Source organism: Nocardioides xinjiangensis, assembly GCF_017916385.1.
In the GTDB taxonomy this organism is placed as follows: domain Bacteria; phylum Actinomycetota; class Actinomycetes; order Propionibacteriales; family Nocardioidaceae; genus Nocardioides; species Nocardioides xinjiangensis.
The window spans coordinates 232858-250898 of the sequence record NZ_JAFMSW010000001.1 but is presented as its reverse complement, the minus strand read 5'-3'; the positions used below and the strand labels follow the sequence as shown (position 1 = coordinate 250898).

The following is an 18041-nucleotide window of genomic DNA, read 5'->3' as shown; positions in this document are numbered from 1 at the left end:
CCTCGCGGATGCCCGTGCGCGCATACGGTGCATCCGTGCGTTCCGTCCGACCGATGACCGACGCCGGCCTGACCTGCCCGCTCTGCGGGACGGCCGTGCCTGCCTCGGCGTCCGCCTGCCGAGGCTGCCACCTGCCGATCGCGGACGTCCGGCGGCATGCCGGCGACGACTCGAAGCGCAGGACGCGCTCGTGGACCAGCGCACTCGGTGTGCGTCTGGTGGGCGTCGCGCTCTACGCCGGGGCGGTCGCCTGGTGCGCCCGGCAGCTTCCTGCGGCGCTGCCGTTCGTGGTGCCGGCTGCGGCTGCCGGACTAGTCGCGCACGGTGTGAAGGGCCGTCCGTGGCTGGGGCTGCTCGCCTTCGCCGTGCTCGTCGTCGCCCTGCCGTTCATGCTGGCGCCCGCCCTGGGCGCCGGCGCGTTCTCCGACCTGGCCGGCTGGTTCGACGACCCTCAGTGGTGACGGCGTCTCGCCACACCACGGCGGGAACGGGCCGCGCCCCGGGCGCTCCTAGGATCGACCCATGCCCAGCACGCCTGACCAGCCGTACCTCGAGCTCCTGCCCGCCGTCGACATCAAGGGCGGCCAGGCCGTCCAGCTGGTGCAGGGCGTGGACGGGTCGGAGAAGCGGTTCGGCGACCCGATCGAGGCAGCGCTGCGCTGGCAGGAGGCCGGCGCCGAGTGGATCCACCTCGTCGACCTCGACGCCGCGTTCGGGCACGGGCACAACCGGGAGCTGCAGGCGCGGATCGTCGGCACGCTCGACATCCAGGTGGAGATGAGCGGCGGCATCCGCGACGACGAGTCGCTCGAGGCTGCCATGGCCACCGGCTGCCGGCGCGTCAACATCGGCACCGCCGCGCTCGAGCAGCCGGAGTGGTGCGCCCGCGCGATCGCGACGTACGGCGACCGCGTGGCGGTGGGCCTCGACGTACGGGGGACGACGCTGGCGGCTCGCGGCTGGACCCGCGACGGCGGCGACCTCTACGAGACGCTGGCGCGCCTCGACGGCGAGGGGTGCGCGCGCTACGTGGTCACCGACGTCAACAAGGACGGCATGCTGCAGGGCCCCAACCTCCAGCTGCTGCGCGACGTCTGCGCGGCGACCGACCGGCCCGTGGTCGCCAGCGGCGGCGTCACCACCCTGGACGACATCCGCGCCCTCATGGGACTGGTCGACCAGGGCGTGGAGGGCGCGATCGCCGGCACCGCGCTCTACGAGGGCCGCTTCACCCTCGAGGACGCTCTCGCGCTGACGCGGGGCACGGGCACCGCCGAGGGCGCCTCGTGACGCTCGCGGTCCGCGTCATCCCGTGCCTCGACGTCGACGGCGGCCGGGTGGTCAAGGGCGTCAACTTCACCGAGCTGCGCGACGCCGGCGACCCGGTGGAGCTGGCCCGGCTCTACGACGCCGAGGGCGCCGACGAGCTGACCTTCCTCGACATCTCCGCCTCCCACGAGGGCCGGGCGACCACGATGGAGGTGGTCAGCCGCTGCGCGGAGGAGGTGTTCATCCCGCTCACCGTCGGTGGCGGGGTGGGCAGCGTCGAGGACGTCGACCGGCTGCTGCGCGCCGGCGCCGACAAGGTCGCCGTCAACACCGCCGCCATCCGGCGCCCCGAGCTCGTCGCGGAGATCGCCGACCGGTTCGGCAACCAGGTGCTGGTCCTCAGCGTCGACGCCCGGCGCGTCCGCGCGGACCAGCCGGCGACGCCCAGCGGCTTCGAGGTGACCACGCACGGCGGCCGCCGCAGCGCCGGCCTCGACGCCGTCGAGTGGGCGGTCCGCGCCGCCGAGCTCGGCGCCGGCGAGATCCTGCTGAACGCGATGGACGCCGACGGCACCACCGACGGCTTCGACCTCGAGCTGATCAGCGCCGTGCGCCGCGAGGTGCACGTGCCGGTGATCGCCAGCGGGGGAGCGGGGGCCGTCGAGCACTTCCCGCCGGCCGTGGAGGCCGGTGCCGACGCCGTGCTGGCCGCCACGGTATTCCACTTCGGCACCCTCAGCATCGGCGAGGTCAAGACCGGTCTGTCCACGGCCGGTCACGCGGTCCGCGGCGGCCGGTCGGAGACGTAGGATCCCGCCATGCTCACGACCTCCCGGCGCCCGGCGAAGCGCCACCTCGCAGCCGCCGCACTCGCGACCGCCACGATCGCCCTCACGGCCTGCGCCCCCACCGACGAGGGCGATGGCCCCGAGTCCTCGGGTGCGTCCGAGTCCGGGAGCCCCGCCGCCGACGAGTGCACCCCCGACGCGATGGAGACCGTCACCGACGGCACGCTGACCATCGCCACCGACGACCCGGCCTACGAGCCGTGGTTCGTCGACAACGACCCGACCAACGGCCAGGGCTACGAGTCCGCGGTCGCGTACGCCATCGCCGAGCAGCTCGGCTACACCGAGGAGCAGGTCACCTGGGTCACGGTGCCGTTCAACAAGGTCGTCCAGCCGGGGCCGAAGGAGTTCGACTTCGACGTCAACCAGGTCTCCATCACCGAGGCCCGCCGCAAGGCCGTCGACTTCTCCTCCGGCTACTACGACGTCGTGCAGACCGTCATCACCAACAAGGGCAGCGCCATCGACGGCGCCACCAGCCTGGCCGACCTCGCCGACGCCAAGCTCGGCGCGCAGGTCGGCACGACGAGCTACACCGCGATCACCGAGCAGGTGCAGCCCTCGCAGGAGCCGGCCGTCTTCGACACCAACGACCAGGCGGTGCAGGCGCTCAAGAACGGCCAGATCGACGGCATCGTCGTCGACCTGCCGACCGCCTACTTCATGACCGCCGTCCAGCTCGACGACGGCGTGATCGTCGGTCAGCTGCCCCTCCCGGACGGCGAGGTCGAGCAGTTCGGCGCGGTGCTGGCCAAGGACAGCCCGCTCACCGGTTGCGTGTCGGCCGCCGTCGACGCGCTGCGCGAGGACGGCGTCCTCGACCAGATCAGCCAGGAGTGGCTGGCCCAGCAGGGCGCTCCCGAGCTGTCCTGATGCCCGACCAGGCGAGCCGGGCGGACACCGCCTGGCAACCCTCGGCGGTGCAGCGCGAACGGGACGAGTGGCGGCGGCGCCGCACCGTGCGCAGCGCGGCCATCGCCGCCCTCAGCACGCTGCTCCTCCTCGGCGTGGTCGGCGGCGCCGTCGTCAGCTCGCCGGGCTGGGACCGGGTCCGTGAGACCTACTTCGACTGGGACAAGGCGGTCTCCTCCTTTCCTGAGGTCCTGGAAGGGCTGTGGCTCAACATCCGGGTCATGGCGGTCTGCTGGGTGCTGATCCTGCTGCTCTCGCTCACCGTGGCGGTGGTCCGGACGCTCCGCGGCCCCGTCGCGTTCCCGCTGCGGCTGCTCGGCACGGCGTACGTCGACGTCTTCCGCGGGCTGCCGCTGCTGCTCGTCATCTTCCTGCTCGGCTTCGGCGGACCGGCCCTCAGCCTGCAGGGCCTGCCGACGTCGCCACTGTTCTGGGGCGGTGCGGCGCTCGTGCTGTCCTACTCCGCCTACGTCGCCGAGGTCTTCCGCGCCGGCATCGAGTCGGTGCACCCCAGCCAGCGGCTCGCCGGGCGGTCGCTGGGCCTGTCCTACGGGCAGACCCTGCGCCACGTGGTGCTGCCGCAGGCGTGGCGTCGGGTCATCCCGCCGCTGATGAACGACCTGGTCTCCCTGCAGAAGGACTCCGGCCTCATCGCCGTCCTCGGCGTCACCGACGCCATCCGCAAGGCGCAGATCGAGACGGCGCTCGACTTCAACTACACGCCGTACGTCGTCGCGGGCGTGCTGTTCTGCTGCCTCACCATCCCGATGGCGCGGCTCACCGACCGGTACGCCCGGAAGAAGGGCTACCACGGAGCCGGAGGACACCTGTGACGACCCCGCGACCCGAGCTCCTGCGCCTCGACGGCGTCCGCAAGTCGTTCGGCGACCACGTGGTGCTGCGCGAGGTCGACCTCACCGTCCAGCCCGGCCAGTGCGTGGTGCTGATCGGCGCCTCGGGGTCCGGGAAGTCCACCCTGCTGCGCTGCGTGAACCTGCTCGAGGTCGTCGACGACGGCGTCATCACCTTCGAGGGACGCGACATCACCGATCCCCGCGTCGACGGCGACGAGGTCCGCTCGCGGATGGGGATGGTCTTCCAGGCCTACAACCTCTTTCCGCACCTCGACGTCATCGGCAACGTCACCCTCGCCCTGCGCCTCGTGCACGGCGTCGCGGCCGACGAGGCGCGGGCACGCGGCCTCGCGATGCTCGACCGCGTCGGGCTCGCGGCCAGGGCCCAGGCGCGCCCCGACGACCTCTCGGGCGGCCAGCAGCAGCGCGTCGCGATCGCCCGGGCCCTCGTGGCGAACCCGCGGCTGATGCTGCTCGACGAGGTGACCAGCGCACTCGACCCCGAGCTCGTCGGCGAGGTGCTCGACCTGCTCACCGAGCTCAAGGGCGAGGGCGTCACGATGCTGCTCAACACCCACGAGATGGGCTTCGCGCGCGAGGTCGCCGACCAGGTGTGCTTCCTGCACGACGGCCGCATCCACGAGCGGGGCAGGCCCGAGCAGGTGCTCGGCGACCCGCAGCAGGAGCGCACCCGCGCGTTCCTGTCCCGCATCCGCGCATCCTGATCGCGCCGCCGAGGAGTCACCACGTCCGGGACGGCGACGTCCGGGCCGCCCCTCGGATTCGTCGGCTGTCGGTGCCGGGGAATAGCCTGATGCGGCCGGTCGGTTGCGCTCGACAACCGAACGGCGCGATGGCGGGACAGGGACGAGGAGGCGGGCGACACCGGTGGCTGACGACGCGGAGCTGCGAGGCACCACCACACTCGACGGCTTCCGGGTCCTCTGGGTCGGCATCCGGCGGGAGCCGCGCATCTTCACCGTCGCGACGCTGGGCGCGGTCCTGTTCGGGGTACTCACCGTGGCCGACGCATGGGTCCTCGGGTGGTCGACCGAGCACGTCCTGATCCCGGCCTTCGAGACCGGCGAGATCGGCACCGGCCTGCTCGTGTGGGTCGTCGCGCTCTTCATGGCGGTGGCCATCCTGCGCGCGGTCGGCATCGTCGCGCGTCGCCTGGGCGGCGGCGTCATGTACTACCGGATGCAGTCCCACACCAGGCGCGGCGTGACCCGGCAGTACCTCTCCCTGCCGATGGAGTGGCACCAGCGGCACCCGACCGGCCAGCTGCTCTCGAACGCGTACTCCGACGTCGAGGCGGCCTGGGCGCCGATCATGCCGCTGCCGATGGCGCTCGGCACGATCGTGATGATGGTCATCGCGGTCGTCCAGATGTTCGTCGCCGACGTGGTGATGGCCCTCGTGGGCCTCCTGGTGTTCCCGGCGGTGGTGGTCGCCAACCTGCTCTACCAGCACTACTCCTCGCCCCTGATGACCCGCGCGCAGGGCCTGCGCGCCGAGGTCAGCGAGATCGCCCACGAGTCCTTCGACGGGGCGATGGTCGTCAAGACCCTCGGCCGCGAGGTCGAGGAGACCGACCGGTTCCGGGCCAAGGCGGAGGAGCTGCGCGACGTCAACATCCGCGCGGGCCGCTACCGTGCCGTCTTCGATCCCGCCCTGGCCAGCCTCCCCAGCCTCGGCGTCCTCGTGGTTCTCGCGGTCGGCGTCTCGCGGGTCGCGAGCGGCGCCACCGAGGCCGGCGACGTCATCACCGTGGCCTACCTGCTGACGATCGTCTCCTTCCCGATCCGGGCCATCGGCTGGCTGCTGGGCGAGTTCCCCCGCTCGGTCGTGGGCTACCGCCGCGCCAAGGCCGTGCTCGACGCCCGCGGCTCCATGGCCTACGGCGACGCCCGGCTGCCCGACGAGGGCATGGGCGCCCTGCTCGAGGTCGACGACCTCCACTACTCCTACGACGCCGACACTCCGCTCCTGCAGGGCGTGGACTTCGACGTCCCGCCCGGTCGCACGGTCGCCCTGGTGGGGCCGACCGCGTCCGGCAAGAGCACCCTGACGAGCCTGATGACCCGGCTGGTCGACCCCGACAGCGGCTCGATCCGCATCGACGGCCACGACCTCAAGGGCCTGCGCAAGGGGGAGCTGCCCGGCTCCGTCGCGCTGGTGCCGCAGACGGCGTTCCTGTTCGACGACACGGTGCGCGGGAACGTCACCCTCGGCGCTGACGTGCCCGACGACGAGGTCTGGGCCGCGCTGCGGACCGCACAGGCCGACGGGTTCGTCGCCGCCCTGCCCGAGGGCCTCGACACCCAGCTGGGGGAGCGCGGCACGTCGCTGTCCGGCGGCCAGCGGCAGCGGCTCTCGCTCGCCCGGGCCCTCGTGCGCCGGCCACGGCTGCTGATCCTCGACGACGCCACCTCCGCGGTCGACCCCGAGGTGGAGGCGCGGATCCTGGCCTCGCTGCGCGAGGACCGCGAGGACGACGGCTCCGGTGCCTCGCTGGTGGTCGTCGCCTACCGCAAGGCGACCATCTCGCTGGCCGACGAGGTCGTCCACCTCGACGGCGGGCGCATCGTCGCCCGCGGCACCCACGCCGAGCTGCTCGAGACCAGCCCGGCCTACGCACAGCTCGTGAACGCCTACGAGACGGACGTCGACCCGGCAGGGGACCCCGCATGAGCACCACCGCACCCTCGGCAGCGAGCGGCACCCGGATGGAGACCGGCGAGGGCATCGGCGCGATCGCGACCCTCCGGCTCGGCATGAAGTACTCGCCGGAGCTCCGCGAGGGCTTCGGGGTCACCCTCGTCCTCGCCGTGATCGCCTCGTGCGGCCAGATCGTCGTGCCGATCGCGGTGCAGCAGACCCTCGACAAGGGCCTTGGCGCGCCGGGCGGCCCCCGCCTCGACTACGTCGCCTGGATGGGGGTGCTGGCAGCGTTGGCGATCGTGGTGACCGGACTGGCCTCCTACGCCATGACGAGCCGGCTCTTCGCCACCTCCGAGCGCGGCCTGGCCACGCTGCGCACCAAGGCCTTCCGCCACGTCCACGACCTCCCGCTCCTGACCCAGAACACCGAGCGCCGCGGCGCGCTCGTCTCCCGCGTGACCAGCGACGTCGACCAGGTCAGCCAGTTCCTCGTCTTCGGCGGCCTCATCTTCGTGGTGAGCGTGGGGCAGGTGCTCGTGGCGACCGTCCTCATGCTCGTCTACAGCTGGGAGCTCGCCCTGGTGGTGTGGCTCTGCTTCGCGCCGCTCTTCTTGTCGATCCGCTGGTTCCAGAAGAAGCTCTCGGCCGCCTACACCGTCGTGCGCCACCAGGTCGGCGTGCTGCTGGGGGCGATCTCGGAGCCGGTGGTCGGTGCCGCGGTGGTCCGCTCCTACGGGGTCGAGGCCCGCACGCAGGCGCGCATCGACTCGGCGATCTCCGACTGGCAGAGCGCCTACACGCACGCGCAGACCTACACCGTCACCTCGTTCTCCCTCGGCGGCATCTCCGCCGGCCTGGCCAACGCCGGCGTCATCGTCATCGGCGTCCTCCTGGGCTTCACCGGCGACATGACGCCCGGGCGCGTGCTGGCCTTCGCGTTCCTGGTCACCCTGTTCGTCGGTCCCGTGCAGATGGGCACCCAGATCCTCACCGACGCCCAGAACGCGATCGCCAGCTGGCGCCGCGTCCTCGGCATCCTGGAGACGCCCGCCGACCTCGTCGACCCCGGCCCGGAGGGCGAGCAGCTGCCGCGGGGGCCGATCGACGTCCGGTTCGTCGACGTCACCTTCGCCTACCCCGGAGGTCCGCCGGTGCTCCGCGACGTCGACCTCGCGATCGAGGCCGGCACGCGCGTCGCGATCGTCGGTGAGACCGGTTCGGGCAAGTCGACCTTCGCCAAGCTGCTCACCCGGCTGATGGACCCGATCGAGGGTGCCGTGCTCCTCGACGGCGTCGACGTACGCCGCATCGACGCACGCTCGCTGCGGCGCAGCGTCGTGCTGGTGCCGCAGGAGGGCTTCCTGTTCGACGACACGATCGCCGCCAACGTGCGCTACGGCCGGCTCGAGGCCACCGAGGACGAGATCCGCGCCTCGGCTGCGGAGCTCGGCATCGACGACTGGCTGGCCGGCCTGCCGCGCGGCCTGCACACCGAGGTGGGCCAGCGCGGTGAGTCGCTGTCGGCGGGGGAGCGGCAGCTGGTCGCGCTCCTGCGCGCGCACCTCGCCGACCCCGACCTGCTGGTCCTCGACGAGGCCACGAGTGCGGTGGACCCCGCGCTGGAGATGCAGATCGGCCGCGCGCTCGAGCGGCTCATGCAGTCGCGGACCTCGGTGACGATCGCCCACCGGCTGTCGACGGCCGAGAGCGCCGACGAGGTGATCGTCGTCGACAAGGGCCGCGTGGTGCAGCGCGGACCGCACCGCGAGCTGGTCACGCAGGAGGGCAGCGTCTACGCCGGGCTGCACGCCAGCTGGGTGGCCCAGCACTCCCGCGCCTGACGAGCCGGGCCCGGACCTGCGTCAGGACGAGAGCAGCTGGCTGATCAGCAGGTCGGCGTCGAACGCCTCCGACTCGGCGCCGGGGGCGACCACCGCGACGGTGCGCGCGATGAAGTGGTCGACGTCCGACGAGCGGGCGAGGAGCACGAGGTGTCCGTCGGGGGAGCTGAGCTCGATGCTGACCATGGCGCGGCCGCTGACGCCGATCGCCGGGGCCACGTGCACGTCGCCGTCGCCGGCCGGGGCCTCGGTGCCCCGCATGAGCAGATCGCGCCCGAAGGTCCACACGAGGTCGCCGTCGGAGGTCACGAAGGTCATCGCCACGGCGAAGGGGTCCGAGCCGGCGTAGCTGAGCACGGTGTCGATCTCGTGGCGGATGCCGCGGTCGTCCATGCACTCGACGGTGATGTCCAGTGCCACGTCGGCCAGGGTGCGCCCGCTACCGGACAGGTTCATCGAGGGCTCCTTCATCGAGGGCTCCTAGGGGTCGCCGGGACGCAGGTCCCGGAGTTGCGATGCTCATGAGACGGCATCCGGAGGCCGCCGTGATGCGAAACGGCGAAAATGGACTCGATCCGGTCCAGACCGGATCTTGATGGTGACTCATGACGAACTTGACGGTAACCGCCGCACATCGGTCCTCGATGACCTCTGGTGGGGACCGATAGGTTCTCCACATGACGGGGGCAGCCAAGCGCATCGGTCTCGAGGTCCTGGGATGGACGCTGCTGCTGCTCGGCGTGGCGGCCATCTTCCTGCCCGGGCCCGGCCTGCTCGGCATCTTCGCCGGGCTCGCCCTGCTCTCCCAGCAGTACGACTGGGCCGAGCGTCGCGTCGAGCCGGTGCGGCTGCGGGCGCTGCGCGGCGCGGCCGAAGGCGTCGAGACCTGGCCGCGCATCATCGCCTCCTGCGTCGGCGCCGTGGTGCTCGCCGTCTGCGGCGTCTACTGGATCATCAAGCCGCCCGCACCGGGCTGGTGGCCGCTCTCCGACGCGTGGTGGCTGCCCGGTGGCGTGTGGACCGGCGTCACCCAGATCGCCTCGGCCGTCATCGCGCTGGCGCTGATCGTCTACAGCTACCGCCGCTTCCATGGCAACCCCGAGGCCGTCGAGGCGCTCAGTCGCGACATCGGCGACTCCGACCGCCAGCGCGGCTGACCGGTCCATCAGGACCCGATTGCCGGTCCCGGCCGGGCATGGGATATCGTTCCCGCGTCCCGGGCGATTGGCGCAGTGGTAGCGCGCTTCGTTCACACCGAAGAGGTCACTGGTTCGAACCCAGTATCGCCCACCGAGACCCCGGAGCCGCGCTATCCGTAGCGCGGCTCTGCTGTTCGCGCAGTACCGCCCACCGGGACCGAGCAGCCGTTCCATACCGGCACAACGACGCAGGCGACGGCGGGCTACGCCCCCGGCGATGCGGCTCGTCGAGGGGCTCGGGCGGCATGCTGCGCCGGGCGCCGGGGTACCGCACGGCATGGACGATCGAGAGCGCCCGACCACCAACCAGCCCCTCAACGCGCCCGGTCCGCGGCCCAAGGTGACCCCGGTGCTCGCGGTCGTGGGCCTGATCGCGCTGATCGCGCTGATCTTCATCGTCGTCTCGGTCCTGCGCTACAACACCTGAGCCCGAGCCGCCGCCCCTCGACGGGTAACGCCCCGACCTAAGCACTCCCGCCCCCACCAGTGGGGGCGGGAGTGCTCCTTCGGTGGCGTTACCCGCGACGGCGGGCACGGGCGGGCGCGCGGGCAGACGGCGGGTGCGGGCCGGTCAGCGGAAGTCGCGCGACGACGCCCGGGCCTGCAGGACGTCGCCGGCGCCCGGGACGACGACGTCGATGCCCTCGACCCGGTCGGCGACGAGGTTGGTGACGCCCTCGTTGCGCTCGAGACGTCCGCGCACCACCACCGCGACGCGGTTGCGGGCCGCCTGCCGGTGCGCCCGCATGACGCCGACCGAGCACACGACGTTGAGCATCCCGGTCTCGTCCTCGAGGTTGAGGAAGGTGACGCCCATCGCGGTCCCCGGCCGCTGGCGGTGGGTCACGAGCCCGGCGACGTGGACGCGCCGGCCGGCCTCGGTGTCCGCGAGCTCCGCGACCGAGCGCACCCCGGCGCGGCGGAGGTCGTCACGCAGGTGCTCCACCGGGTGCGCGTCGGGCGAGACCCCCGTGGCCCAGAGGTCGGCGAGGGTGATCTCCGGCTCGCTCATGCCGGGCAGGGTCGGCGCCGCCGGTGCCGGCGTGGTGCCGGGGAGGTGCTCGGCGCTCTCGGCGAACCCGGCCGCCCACAGCGCCTCGCGGCGCTCGAGCCCCCAGGGCTGGAACGCCCCGGCGGTGGCCAGCGCCTCCAGCTGGGCGGGCGTCAGGTCCGCCCGGCGCGACAGGTCGGTCACGCCGGTGAACGGCGCCTCGTCACGAGCTGCCACGATCCGGCGGGCCACGTCGAGCCCGATGCCGCGCACCGAGTCGAGCCCGAGCCGGACGGCGAGCGCCCCGTCGCGCCGGTGCGCGGGGACCGGGTCGGGGGTGCCGGGCACCCACTCGGTGCGGGTGAAGCGGGGCCGGCAGCACTCCTCGAGCCCCGTGGCGGCGACCGGGCCGGGGACGACGGGCTCGAGGTCGGCCTGGGCCGCCGAGCGGGTCACGTCGGGGCGGCGTACGTCCACGCCGTGGCGCCGGGCGTCGCCCACCAGCGACTGCGGGGAGTAGAAGCCCATGGGCTGGTTGCGCAGCAGGCCGGCCAGGAACGCGGCGGGGTAGTGCAGCTTGAACCAGGACGAGGCGTAGACCAGCAGCGCGAAGGACAGGGCGTGCGACTCTGCGAACCCGAAGTTGGCGAACGAGAGGATCTTGACGTAGATCGAGTCGGCCAGCTCGCCGGTGATGCCGCGGCGCTGCATGCCGGCGTAGAGCTTCTGCTTCACCGACTCGATGCGCTCGACCCCGCGCTTGGAGCCCATGGCGCGGCGCAGCAGGTCGGCGTCGTCGCGGCTGCAGTCACCGAGGGTGACCGCCATCGCCATGAGCTGCTCCTGGAAGAGCGGGACGCCCTTGGTGCGCTCGAGCACCGGCACCAGCTCGGGGTGGTCGTAGGTGATGGCCTCCTGCCCCGTGGCCCGGCGGACGTAGGGGTGCACGGCACCGCCCTGGATGGGGCCGGGCCGGATCAGCGCGATCTCGATCGCGAGGTCGTAGAACTCGCGCGGCCGCAGCCGCGGCAGGGTGCCGATCTGGGCCCGGCTCTCCACCTGAAACACGCCGATCGAGTCGGCACGGCACAGCATGTCGTAGACGGCGGGCTCCTCCTTGGGCATCGTGGCGAGGTCCCACCGCTCGCCGAGGTGGTCCTCGACGAGGCGCATCATGTGGTCGAGCGCGCCGAGCATGCCCAGGCCCAGCAGGTCGAACTTGACCAGCCCCATCGTCTCGCAGGCGTCCTTGTCCCACTGGAGCACCGTCCGCCGGTCCATGCGCGCGCGCTCGATGGGGCACACCTCCCCGATGGGCCGCTCGGTCAGGACCATCCCGCCGGAGTGGATGCCGAGGTGCCGCGGCGCACCCATCAGCTCCTCGGCCAGCGCGACGACCGGTGCCGGCACGTCGTGCGCGGTGGGGTCGCCCATGTCGCCGGCCACCACGGCCTTCCACCCGTCGATCTGCTTGGACCAGGCGTCCTGCTGGCCGGGGGAGTGCCCCAGCGCCTTGGCGGCGTCACGCACCGCCATCCGGGGCCGGTAGGCGATCACGTTGGCCACCTGCGCGGCGTTGCGGCGCCCGTAGGTGTCGTAGACCCACTGGATGACCTCCTCGCGGCGGTCGGAGTCGAAGTCGACGTCGATGTCGGGCTCCTCGTCACGGTGCGCGGAGATGAACCGCTCGAACGGCAAGCGGTAGAACACGGCGTCGACCGCGGTGATGCCGAGCGCGTAGCAGACCGCTGAGCTGGCCGCCGAGCCGCGCCCCTGGCAGAGGATGCGTCGCTCCCGCGCGAAGGCGACGATGTCGTGCACGATGACGAAGTAGCCTGCGAAGTCCTTCTCGCCGATGATGCGCAGCTCGTGCTCGAGCCGTTCGCGCGCCTCGGCCTCGTGGGGGACGCCGGCGTAGCGCTCGGCGAACCCGCGCTCGGCGAGCACCCGCAACCACGAGTCCGCGGTGTGCCCCTCGGGGATCTGCCGCTTGGGCAGCGCGGGGGAGGCCTTGCGCAGGTCGAAGGCGAGGTCGTCGGCCAGCGAGACGCTGCGGGCCACGGCCGCGGGGTACGCCGCGAGCGCCGCGGCGACCTCCGCGCCGCTGCGCAGGTGGGCCGAGCCCGACAGGTCGAGCCAGCCGTCGAGCTCGGCCAGGCTGCGCCGGGCCCGCACGGCCGCCATGGCCGAGGCGAGCCGGTGCCGCTCGGGGGTGGCGTGGTGGACGTTGCCGGCCGCGACGACGTCGAGGCCGTGGACGCCGGCGAGTCGCGCGAGGGCGGCGTTGGTCGCGTCGGCGCCCGGGCGGGGCGACAGCTCCACGAGGACGTGCTCGAGCCCGAACAGCGCCGTGAGCCGGTCGAGGGCCTCCGCGGCCGCGGCCTCGCCCCCCGTCGCCAGCGCCTGGCGCACCGCGCCCTTGCGACAGCCCGTCAGCACGACCCAGTGGCCCCGCCCGCGCTCACCGAGCTCGTCGAGGTCGTAGACCGGGCGCCCCTTCTCGTCGCCCCTCAGGTGGGCGTCGGTCATGGCGGCGGCGAGGCGGTGGTAGCCCTCCACGCCCCGGGCCAGGACCAGCAGGTGGCTGCCCTCGGGGTCGGGTACGCCGTTCTGGGGACCGGTGAGCCCCAGGGACAGCTCGGCGCCGAAGACGGTGGGGAGGTCGTAGGCCGCGGCCGCCTCCGCCAGCATCGGAGCGCCGTAGAACCCGTCGTGGTCGGTGACCGCGAGGGCGTGCAGGCCGAGTCGTACGGCCTCCTCGACGAGCTCGGCCGGGGAGCTGGCCCCGTCGAGGAAGCTGAAGTGGCTGTGGCAGTGCAGCTCGGCGTAGGGCGTGACGGCGCCGGGGCGCTCGATGGTGCGCGCGGTGGTGGCGGCGCGCTTGCGCCGCGACACGGGAGCGTCGTCGGCGCCCGGCAGGCCGCTCAGCCGACGCTCGAGCTCCTTCCAGCGCATGGCGGGGTTGTTCCAGGCCATCAGCGCACCCCGGACGAGGTGTCGCGGTCAGTCATAGCCGGCCTCCAGGCACCAGCCGTCCGGCGCGCTCACCAGCAGCCAGGCGCGACCGTCGGCGCCGACCATCTGGAACCGGGCCGTCGGGCCGGACCCACCCGACCACCACCCCTCGTCGGTGGGCCACGGACCGGCCCAGGCGGTCACGGGCTGCCACGGCAGGACCCCGCCTCCCACGCGGAAGCGCCGGGGCTCGCCCGTGACGACGCCGCGGTCGGTGACGCGCACCTCGCGCCCCGCGTCGTCGACCACCTCGGCGGCCGGAGGTGAGGCGAACACCCGCACCGGCGCCGGACCCGGCACCCGCCCGGGCCACGGCCGGTCGACCGGACGCAGGTCGACGGCCCGCTCGCCCCACGGCACGAGCGCCTGGCGCGCCCCGGGGCTGCGACCGCCCTGCAGCACCGGTCGGCGGACGGCGTCGAAGCCCACCATGCCCTGCACCCGCGCCACCCCGCGCTCGACGAGGTCGTCGGAGGCCGCGCCCCACAGCGCCTCGCCGTGGGCCGCGGCCGGCTCGACCACCTCCGGCACGAACCGCACCCGGTCGACGGGGGCACGCACCGTGCCGGTCTGCTTGCGCGAGCGCAGCCCGCCGCCGGCTCCGCTGGTGGATCCGGCCGACTGCAGCTGCCAGTGCACCCGGTCGACGAGGTCTCGCGCGCCGAAGTGGCGCGGGTGCAGCCAGGTGCGGGACGAGCAGACGACGCCGTCGGACTCCGCCTCGACGCGCACCCCCGTCGCGACGAGCTGGTGGTGCGCCAGCTGGGACACGAGCCGCTCGGCGGTCGTGCGGACGCTGAAGGTGATGGCCTCGACCAAGTCGAGGGGTGGCTCGAACACGACCTCGGCGTCGAGCTCGGGCGGGGGCGTGCGGGCGGAGAACAGCGTGCGGTCCTCGCCCCGCGCCCGGCGCCTGACCTCGGCCCCGTAGGTGCCGAGCCGGTGCTCGACGGCGTCGCCCGGGAGGTCGGCGAGGTCGCCCAGCGTGCGCAGTCCGAGTCGCTGCAGCAGGCTGACCAGCTCGCGCCCCCGCGGCCCGTCGTCCTGCAGCACGTGCACGGGCAGGCCGCGCAGGAACGTCGCCGAGCCACCCTCCGGGACGACCGCCCACTCCTGCACCTCGGCCGTGCGGGCGGCGCGCTCGGCGGTGAACAGGTCGTCGGCGATGCCGATGCGCACGTCCCACACGCCACTCTCGACCAGGGCCTGGCACACGGTGGCGGCGGCGTCGGTCTCGGTGCCGTACCAGCTCCCGGGGGCGCGGACGGCGAGCAGGCCGGGTCGCAGGGCCGCGACGCCGGGACGCAGGTCCTCCACGACGGCGAGCACCGGCTCGAACGCCCGGGCGTCGCGGTCGGGGTTCGCGGGCAGGAGGACCAGCTCGGGACACCGGGACTGCGCGTCGCGACGGCGCTGTCCGCGTCGTACGCCCTCGGCGCGCGCCGGGCCGTTGCACACCTCCACCACGTTGGCCGACAGCACGGCCGCGGGGGAGCGGGGCGACCGCTTGGCCTCGTCGAGTGCGGCGACCACCGACCAGTCGGGGCACCACACGACCATCACGCGCATGTGAGCCGCACCGGACCCGTCATCCCGAGACCCGGCGGATCTCGCGCACCTGCCGGTCGAGGCGGTGCACGCCGGGCCACGACAGGTCGGCGCGCTCGGGCGGGCGCGCCCCCCGGCGCACGACGACGCGCGCCCGACGCTCCTCCAGCTGACCGGTGCCGGACCCCGGCCCCGTCCAGCCGGTCTCCTCGACGCTCACCCGCGCCTCCACGCGGGGCCACTGGCCGTGGACCACGAGCACGGCCGAGCGGGTGCGCAGCCGCGAGTCGAGGATGCCCGCTGCCCTCTCGTCCACGGACGCCGGAGGCCGCAGGACCACCACCCGCAGCACGTCGACCAACGCGGCGGTCACCTCCAGCCAGTGCTCACCCGGGTCGGGCACCAGCACGGTGCGCGAGAGCTCGACGCCCAGCTCGGCGGCGGCCTCCGCCCCGAAGTCGGGGCAGCCGGCGAACCCCACCCACTCGCCGGCCTGGGACGCGCCCGCCGCGAGAGCCAGGGCGAGCGAGGCGGAGTCCACCGAGTAGGTCGCCCCGGCGTGCAGCGGCACCAGGCCGGCCAGCCCCGGCAGCGTCGGGACGGGCTGGCCCGCCGGCTTGTGCTCCATGGCGGCGACCCGCTGGCGCAGCTGCTCCACGATGTCGCGGCGCTGGTCGAGCGCGGCGACGGAGCGGCTGGTGGACACCGGTCCATGATCGAACAGGTGTTCGAACGAGTCAAGCGGGCACCGGAATCGTACGACGGTCCCAGCCCTCACCGGGCGGCCGGCTCACCCGCCGGGCGACCACCGCACGACCAGCAGCGCCACGTCGTCCTCGGGACGGTCCTCGATCATGCCCTCGAGCAGCCGGTCGCAGAGGGTCTCGATGTCCTCGGTCGTGGCGGCCAGCATCCGCAGGAGGTCGGCTAGCGCCTCCACCCCTGCGTCGATGTCGCGGTCCCGGCGCTCGACGAGCCCGTCGGTGTAGAACACCAGCGTCGCCCCAGGCTCGAGGCGCCGCACCTGCTCCGCGCGGGCGACGTCGGGGTCGAAGCCGAGCAGGAGGTCGTTGTCGTCGACCTCGGCGAGGAGGGTCACGGCCCCGTCGGGCGTGAGCAGGAGCGCCGGCGGGTGCCCGGCGTGGGCCCAGCGCACGGACACGCCCGGCTCGTGCTGGGCGGCCAATCCTGCGTCGCGCTCGAGCCGCGCCACCACGGCGGTGGCGGTCGTGCCGAGCTGCAGCGAGTCCATGACGGTGTCGACCCCGGACAGGATCGCCGCGGGGGCGTCGCCGCTGTGCACCGCCACACCGCGCAGCAGGCCGCGGACCTGTCCCATGGCGGCGGCCGCCTCCACGTCGTGCCCGACCACGTCGCCGACCACCACGACGACGTCGGGCGAGGTGGCGGGGTCGCCCGGCTGCAGGAACGCGTCGTACCAGTCGCCGCCGATCCTGGCGACGTCCCCGGCAGGGGCGTAGCGGGTGGCGATCTCCAGGTCCTCCGCCGGCGGCGGCTCGGTGAGCATGCTGCGCTGCAACGCCTCGGACACGTCCCGCTGCCCGGCGTAGAGGCGGGCGTTGTCCAGGGCGAGGGCGGCCCGGGACCCGATGTCCTGCAGGAGGACCACGTCGTCGTCGCCGAACGCTGGCCTGCCCGGCCCGCGGAAGACGCTGACGACGCCGACCGTGCGGCCCCGGGCGCGCAGCGGCACGACGGCGGCCGACGCCGGGTCGAGCAGCCGCAGCCGGTCGCGAGCCGGTCCCGGCACGAGCACGGCGGCGACCTGCTCCGCGGCGTGGGTCTCCATCAGCACCGGCGTCATCTCGCGGATGGTGAGCGCGAGATAGGACTCGTCGGTCATTGCCGTGAGCCGCAGGGACGCGTACTCGCGCAGCACCGGCTCGAGGTCGGGATCGGCGTGCGCCCAGCCGACGTCGCGCAGCGCCCGACGCCAGTCGGCGGCGTTCGGGTCCTCGACCAGGGTGACCAGGCACCAGTCGGCGAGCTCGGGGACGAGGTGGGTGGCCAGGCGGCTGACGCCCTCGACGGGGTCGAGCGTCGCCGTCAGGGCCTCGGAGACCGACGCCAGCAGGGCCAGCCGGTGCGCGGAGCGGTCGAGGGCGTCCTGGGCGGCGCGTCGCGCGCTGATGTCGACGAAGTAGACCGCGAGCCCCTCCGGCGAGGGCCAGGCGCGGACCTCGTACCAGGCGTCGAGCGGCGGGGGGTAGTAGGCCTCGAACGACACCGGCGAGCCGGAGTCGGCGGCGCCGCGGTAGTGCCGCTCGAACGGGCTCCCCACGGCGGCGGGGAAGGCCTCCCAGATGCTCCGGCCGACCAGGTGCACCCTGGTCGCCCCCAGCAGCCGCTCCGCCTCGGAGTTGACGTAGGTGAAGCGCCAGGCGTGGTCGAGCTGGAAGAACGCGGACGACATCGACTCCAGCACCCGGGCGATCCGCGCCTCGCCCTCGCGGACGTCGGTGGTGTCGTACGCCGCCCCCACCAGCCGCGCTGCAGGTCCGCCCGGCTGGTCGCACAGGGCGCGTCCGCGAGCCTCGATCCAGCGCACGCCGCCGTCGGGGAGCACGACGCGGTACTCGGCGTCGTAGTCGCCGCAGGTCGACACGGCGCGCTCGAGCGCCGCGCTCACGCGGGGCAGGTCGTCGGGGTGGACGCACTGGTTGAAGGCCTCGATGGTCCCGCCGAAGGTGTCCTCGTCCAGTCCGAACAGCTCGAGCAGCCGGCCGTCCCACCGCAGCTGCCCGCTCACGAGGTCCCACACGAAGGCGCCGACGCCGGCCGCGTCGACGGCCAGCCGCCACGCCACCCGGTCGCTCTCGGCGTCGAGGGGCTGGCGGTCCCGGGGTCGCGACGCAGCGTCGTCGGTCACGTGGGTCGTC

15 protein-coding genes and 1 tRNA gene are annotated in these 18041 nt (G+C 73.6%); 11 read left to right on the top strand and 5 right to left on the bottom strand.

The annotated features are described in order from the left end of the window. Positions 1-35: 35 nt before the first annotated feature. From J3P32_RS01220 to J3P32_RS01185, 8 genes are all read left to right on the top strand, one after another. Entirely contained in the window at positions 36-461 is a 426-nt protein-coding gene (locus J3P32_RS01220) for a hypothetical protein (RefSeq protein ID WP_210437972.1), read from the top strand. 61 nt (positions 462-522) lie between these two features. Beyond that, complete coding sequence (gene priA, locus J3P32_RS01215; RefSeq protein WP_210437970.1) at positions 523-1290, top strand: bifunctional 1-(5-phosphoribosyl)-5-((5-phosphoribosylamino)methylideneamino)imidazole-4-carboxamide isomerase/phosphoribosylanthranilate isomerase PriA; 768 nt, start codon at positions 523-525, stop codon at positions 1288-1290. Next, positions 1287-2078: an imidazole glycerol phosphate synthase subunit HisF gene (gene hisF, locus J3P32_RS01210; protein WP_210437968.1), complete on the top strand. Its 792-nt coding sequence runs from the start codon at positions 1287-1289 to the stop codon at positions 2076-2078. Before priA ends, hisF begins: the two co-directional genes overlap by 4 nt. Before the next feature lie 9 nt (positions 2079-2087). After that, on the top strand, positions 2088-2990 hold the full coding sequence (locus tag J3P32_RS01205) for an ABC transporter substrate-binding protein (RefSeq protein ID WP_210437966.1): 903 nt from the start codon (positions 2088-2090) through the stop codon (positions 2988-2990). After that, positions 2990-3862 carry an amino acid ABC transporter permease gene (locus J3P32_RS01200; protein WP_210437964.1) on the top strand — a complete coding sequence of 291 codons (873 nt, stop codon included), beginning with the start codon at positions 2990-2992 and terminating at the stop codon, positions 3860-3862. Before J3P32_RS01205 ends, J3P32_RS01200 begins: the two co-directional genes overlap by 1 nt. Then, positions 3859-4608, top strand: coding sequence for an amino acid ABC transporter ATP-binding protein (locus tag J3P32_RS01195; RefSeq protein WP_210437962.1), 750 nt, complete (start codon positions 3859-3861; stop codon positions 4606-4608). The genes J3P32_RS01200 and J3P32_RS01195 overlap by 4 nt, the downstream gene beginning before the upstream one ends. Before the next feature lie 163 nt (positions 4609-4771). Continuing rightward, entirely contained in the window at positions 4772-6577 is a 1806-nt protein-coding gene (locus tag J3P32_RS01190) for an ABC transporter ATP-binding protein (RefSeq protein ID WP_210437961.1), read from the top strand. After that, positions 6574-8388: an ABC transporter ATP-binding protein gene (locus J3P32_RS01185; protein WP_210437959.1), complete on the top strand. Its 1815-nt coding sequence runs from the start codon at positions 6574-6576 to the stop codon at positions 8386-8388. Before J3P32_RS01190 ends, J3P32_RS01185 begins: the two co-directional genes overlap by 4 nt. Positions 8389-8409: 21 nt before the next feature. On the opposite strand, the gene J3P32_RS01180 is transcribed toward J3P32_RS01185, so the two are convergent. Next, positions 8410-8859 (bottom strand): SsgA family sporulation/cell division regulator, encoded by a 450-nt coding sequence (locus tag J3P32_RS01180; RefSeq protein WP_210437957.1) that lies wholly within the window; start codon positions 8857-8859, stop codon positions 8410-8412. Between the two features lie 206 nt (positions 8860-9065). Here J3P32_RS01180 and J3P32_RS01175 point away from each other — a divergent pair, with 206 nt between their 5' ends. The 3 genes from J3P32_RS01175 to J3P32_RS01165 all read left to right on the top strand — a co-directional run bounded on the left by J3P32_RS01175 (position 9066) and on the right by J3P32_RS01165 (position 10014). Then, positions 9066-9545 carry a PGPGW domain-containing protein gene (locus tag J3P32_RS01175; protein ID WP_210437955.1) on the top strand — a complete coding sequence of 160 codons (480 nt, stop codon included), beginning with the start codon at positions 9066-9068 and terminating at the stop codon, positions 9543-9545. 61 nt (positions 9546-9606) lie between these two features. Next, positions 9607-9678 (top strand) — tRNA-Val (locus J3P32_RS01170). A gap of 186 nt (positions 9679-9864) precedes the next feature. After that, positions 9865-10014 (top strand): hypothetical protein, encoded by a 150-nt coding sequence (locus J3P32_RS01165; RefSeq protein ID WP_210437953.1) that lies wholly within the window; start codon positions 9865-9867, stop codon positions 10012-10014. Between the two features lie 144 nt (positions 10015-10158). Here J3P32_RS01165 and J3P32_RS01160 read toward each other — a convergent pair whose 3' ends face one another. The 4 genes from J3P32_RS01160 to J3P32_RS01145 form a co-directional block, all read right to left on the bottom strand. Beyond that, positions 10159-13554 (bottom strand): error-prone DNA polymerase, encoded by a 3396-nt coding sequence (locus J3P32_RS01160; protein ID WP_210437951.1) that lies wholly within the window; start codon positions 13552-13554, stop codon positions 10159-10161. A gap of 27 nt (positions 13555-13581) precedes the next feature. Beyond that, positions 13582-15162 (bottom strand): Y-family DNA polymerase, encoded by a 1581-nt coding sequence (locus tag J3P32_RS01155; RefSeq protein WP_210437950.1) that lies wholly within the window; start codon positions 15160-15162, stop codon positions 13582-13584. Positions 15163-15181: 19 nt separating this feature from the next. Continuing rightward, complete coding sequence (locus J3P32_RS01150; RefSeq protein WP_210437948.1) at positions 15182-15847, bottom strand: hypothetical protein; 666 nt, start codon at positions 15845-15847, stop codon at positions 15182-15184. Between the two features lie 84 nt (positions 15848-15931). Then, positions 15932-18031 (bottom strand): SpoIIE family protein phosphatase, encoded by a 2100-nt coding sequence (locus tag J3P32_RS01145; protein WP_210437940.1) that lies wholly within the window; start codon positions 18029-18031, stop codon positions 15932-15934. Positions 18032-18041: the final 10 nt, after the last annotated feature.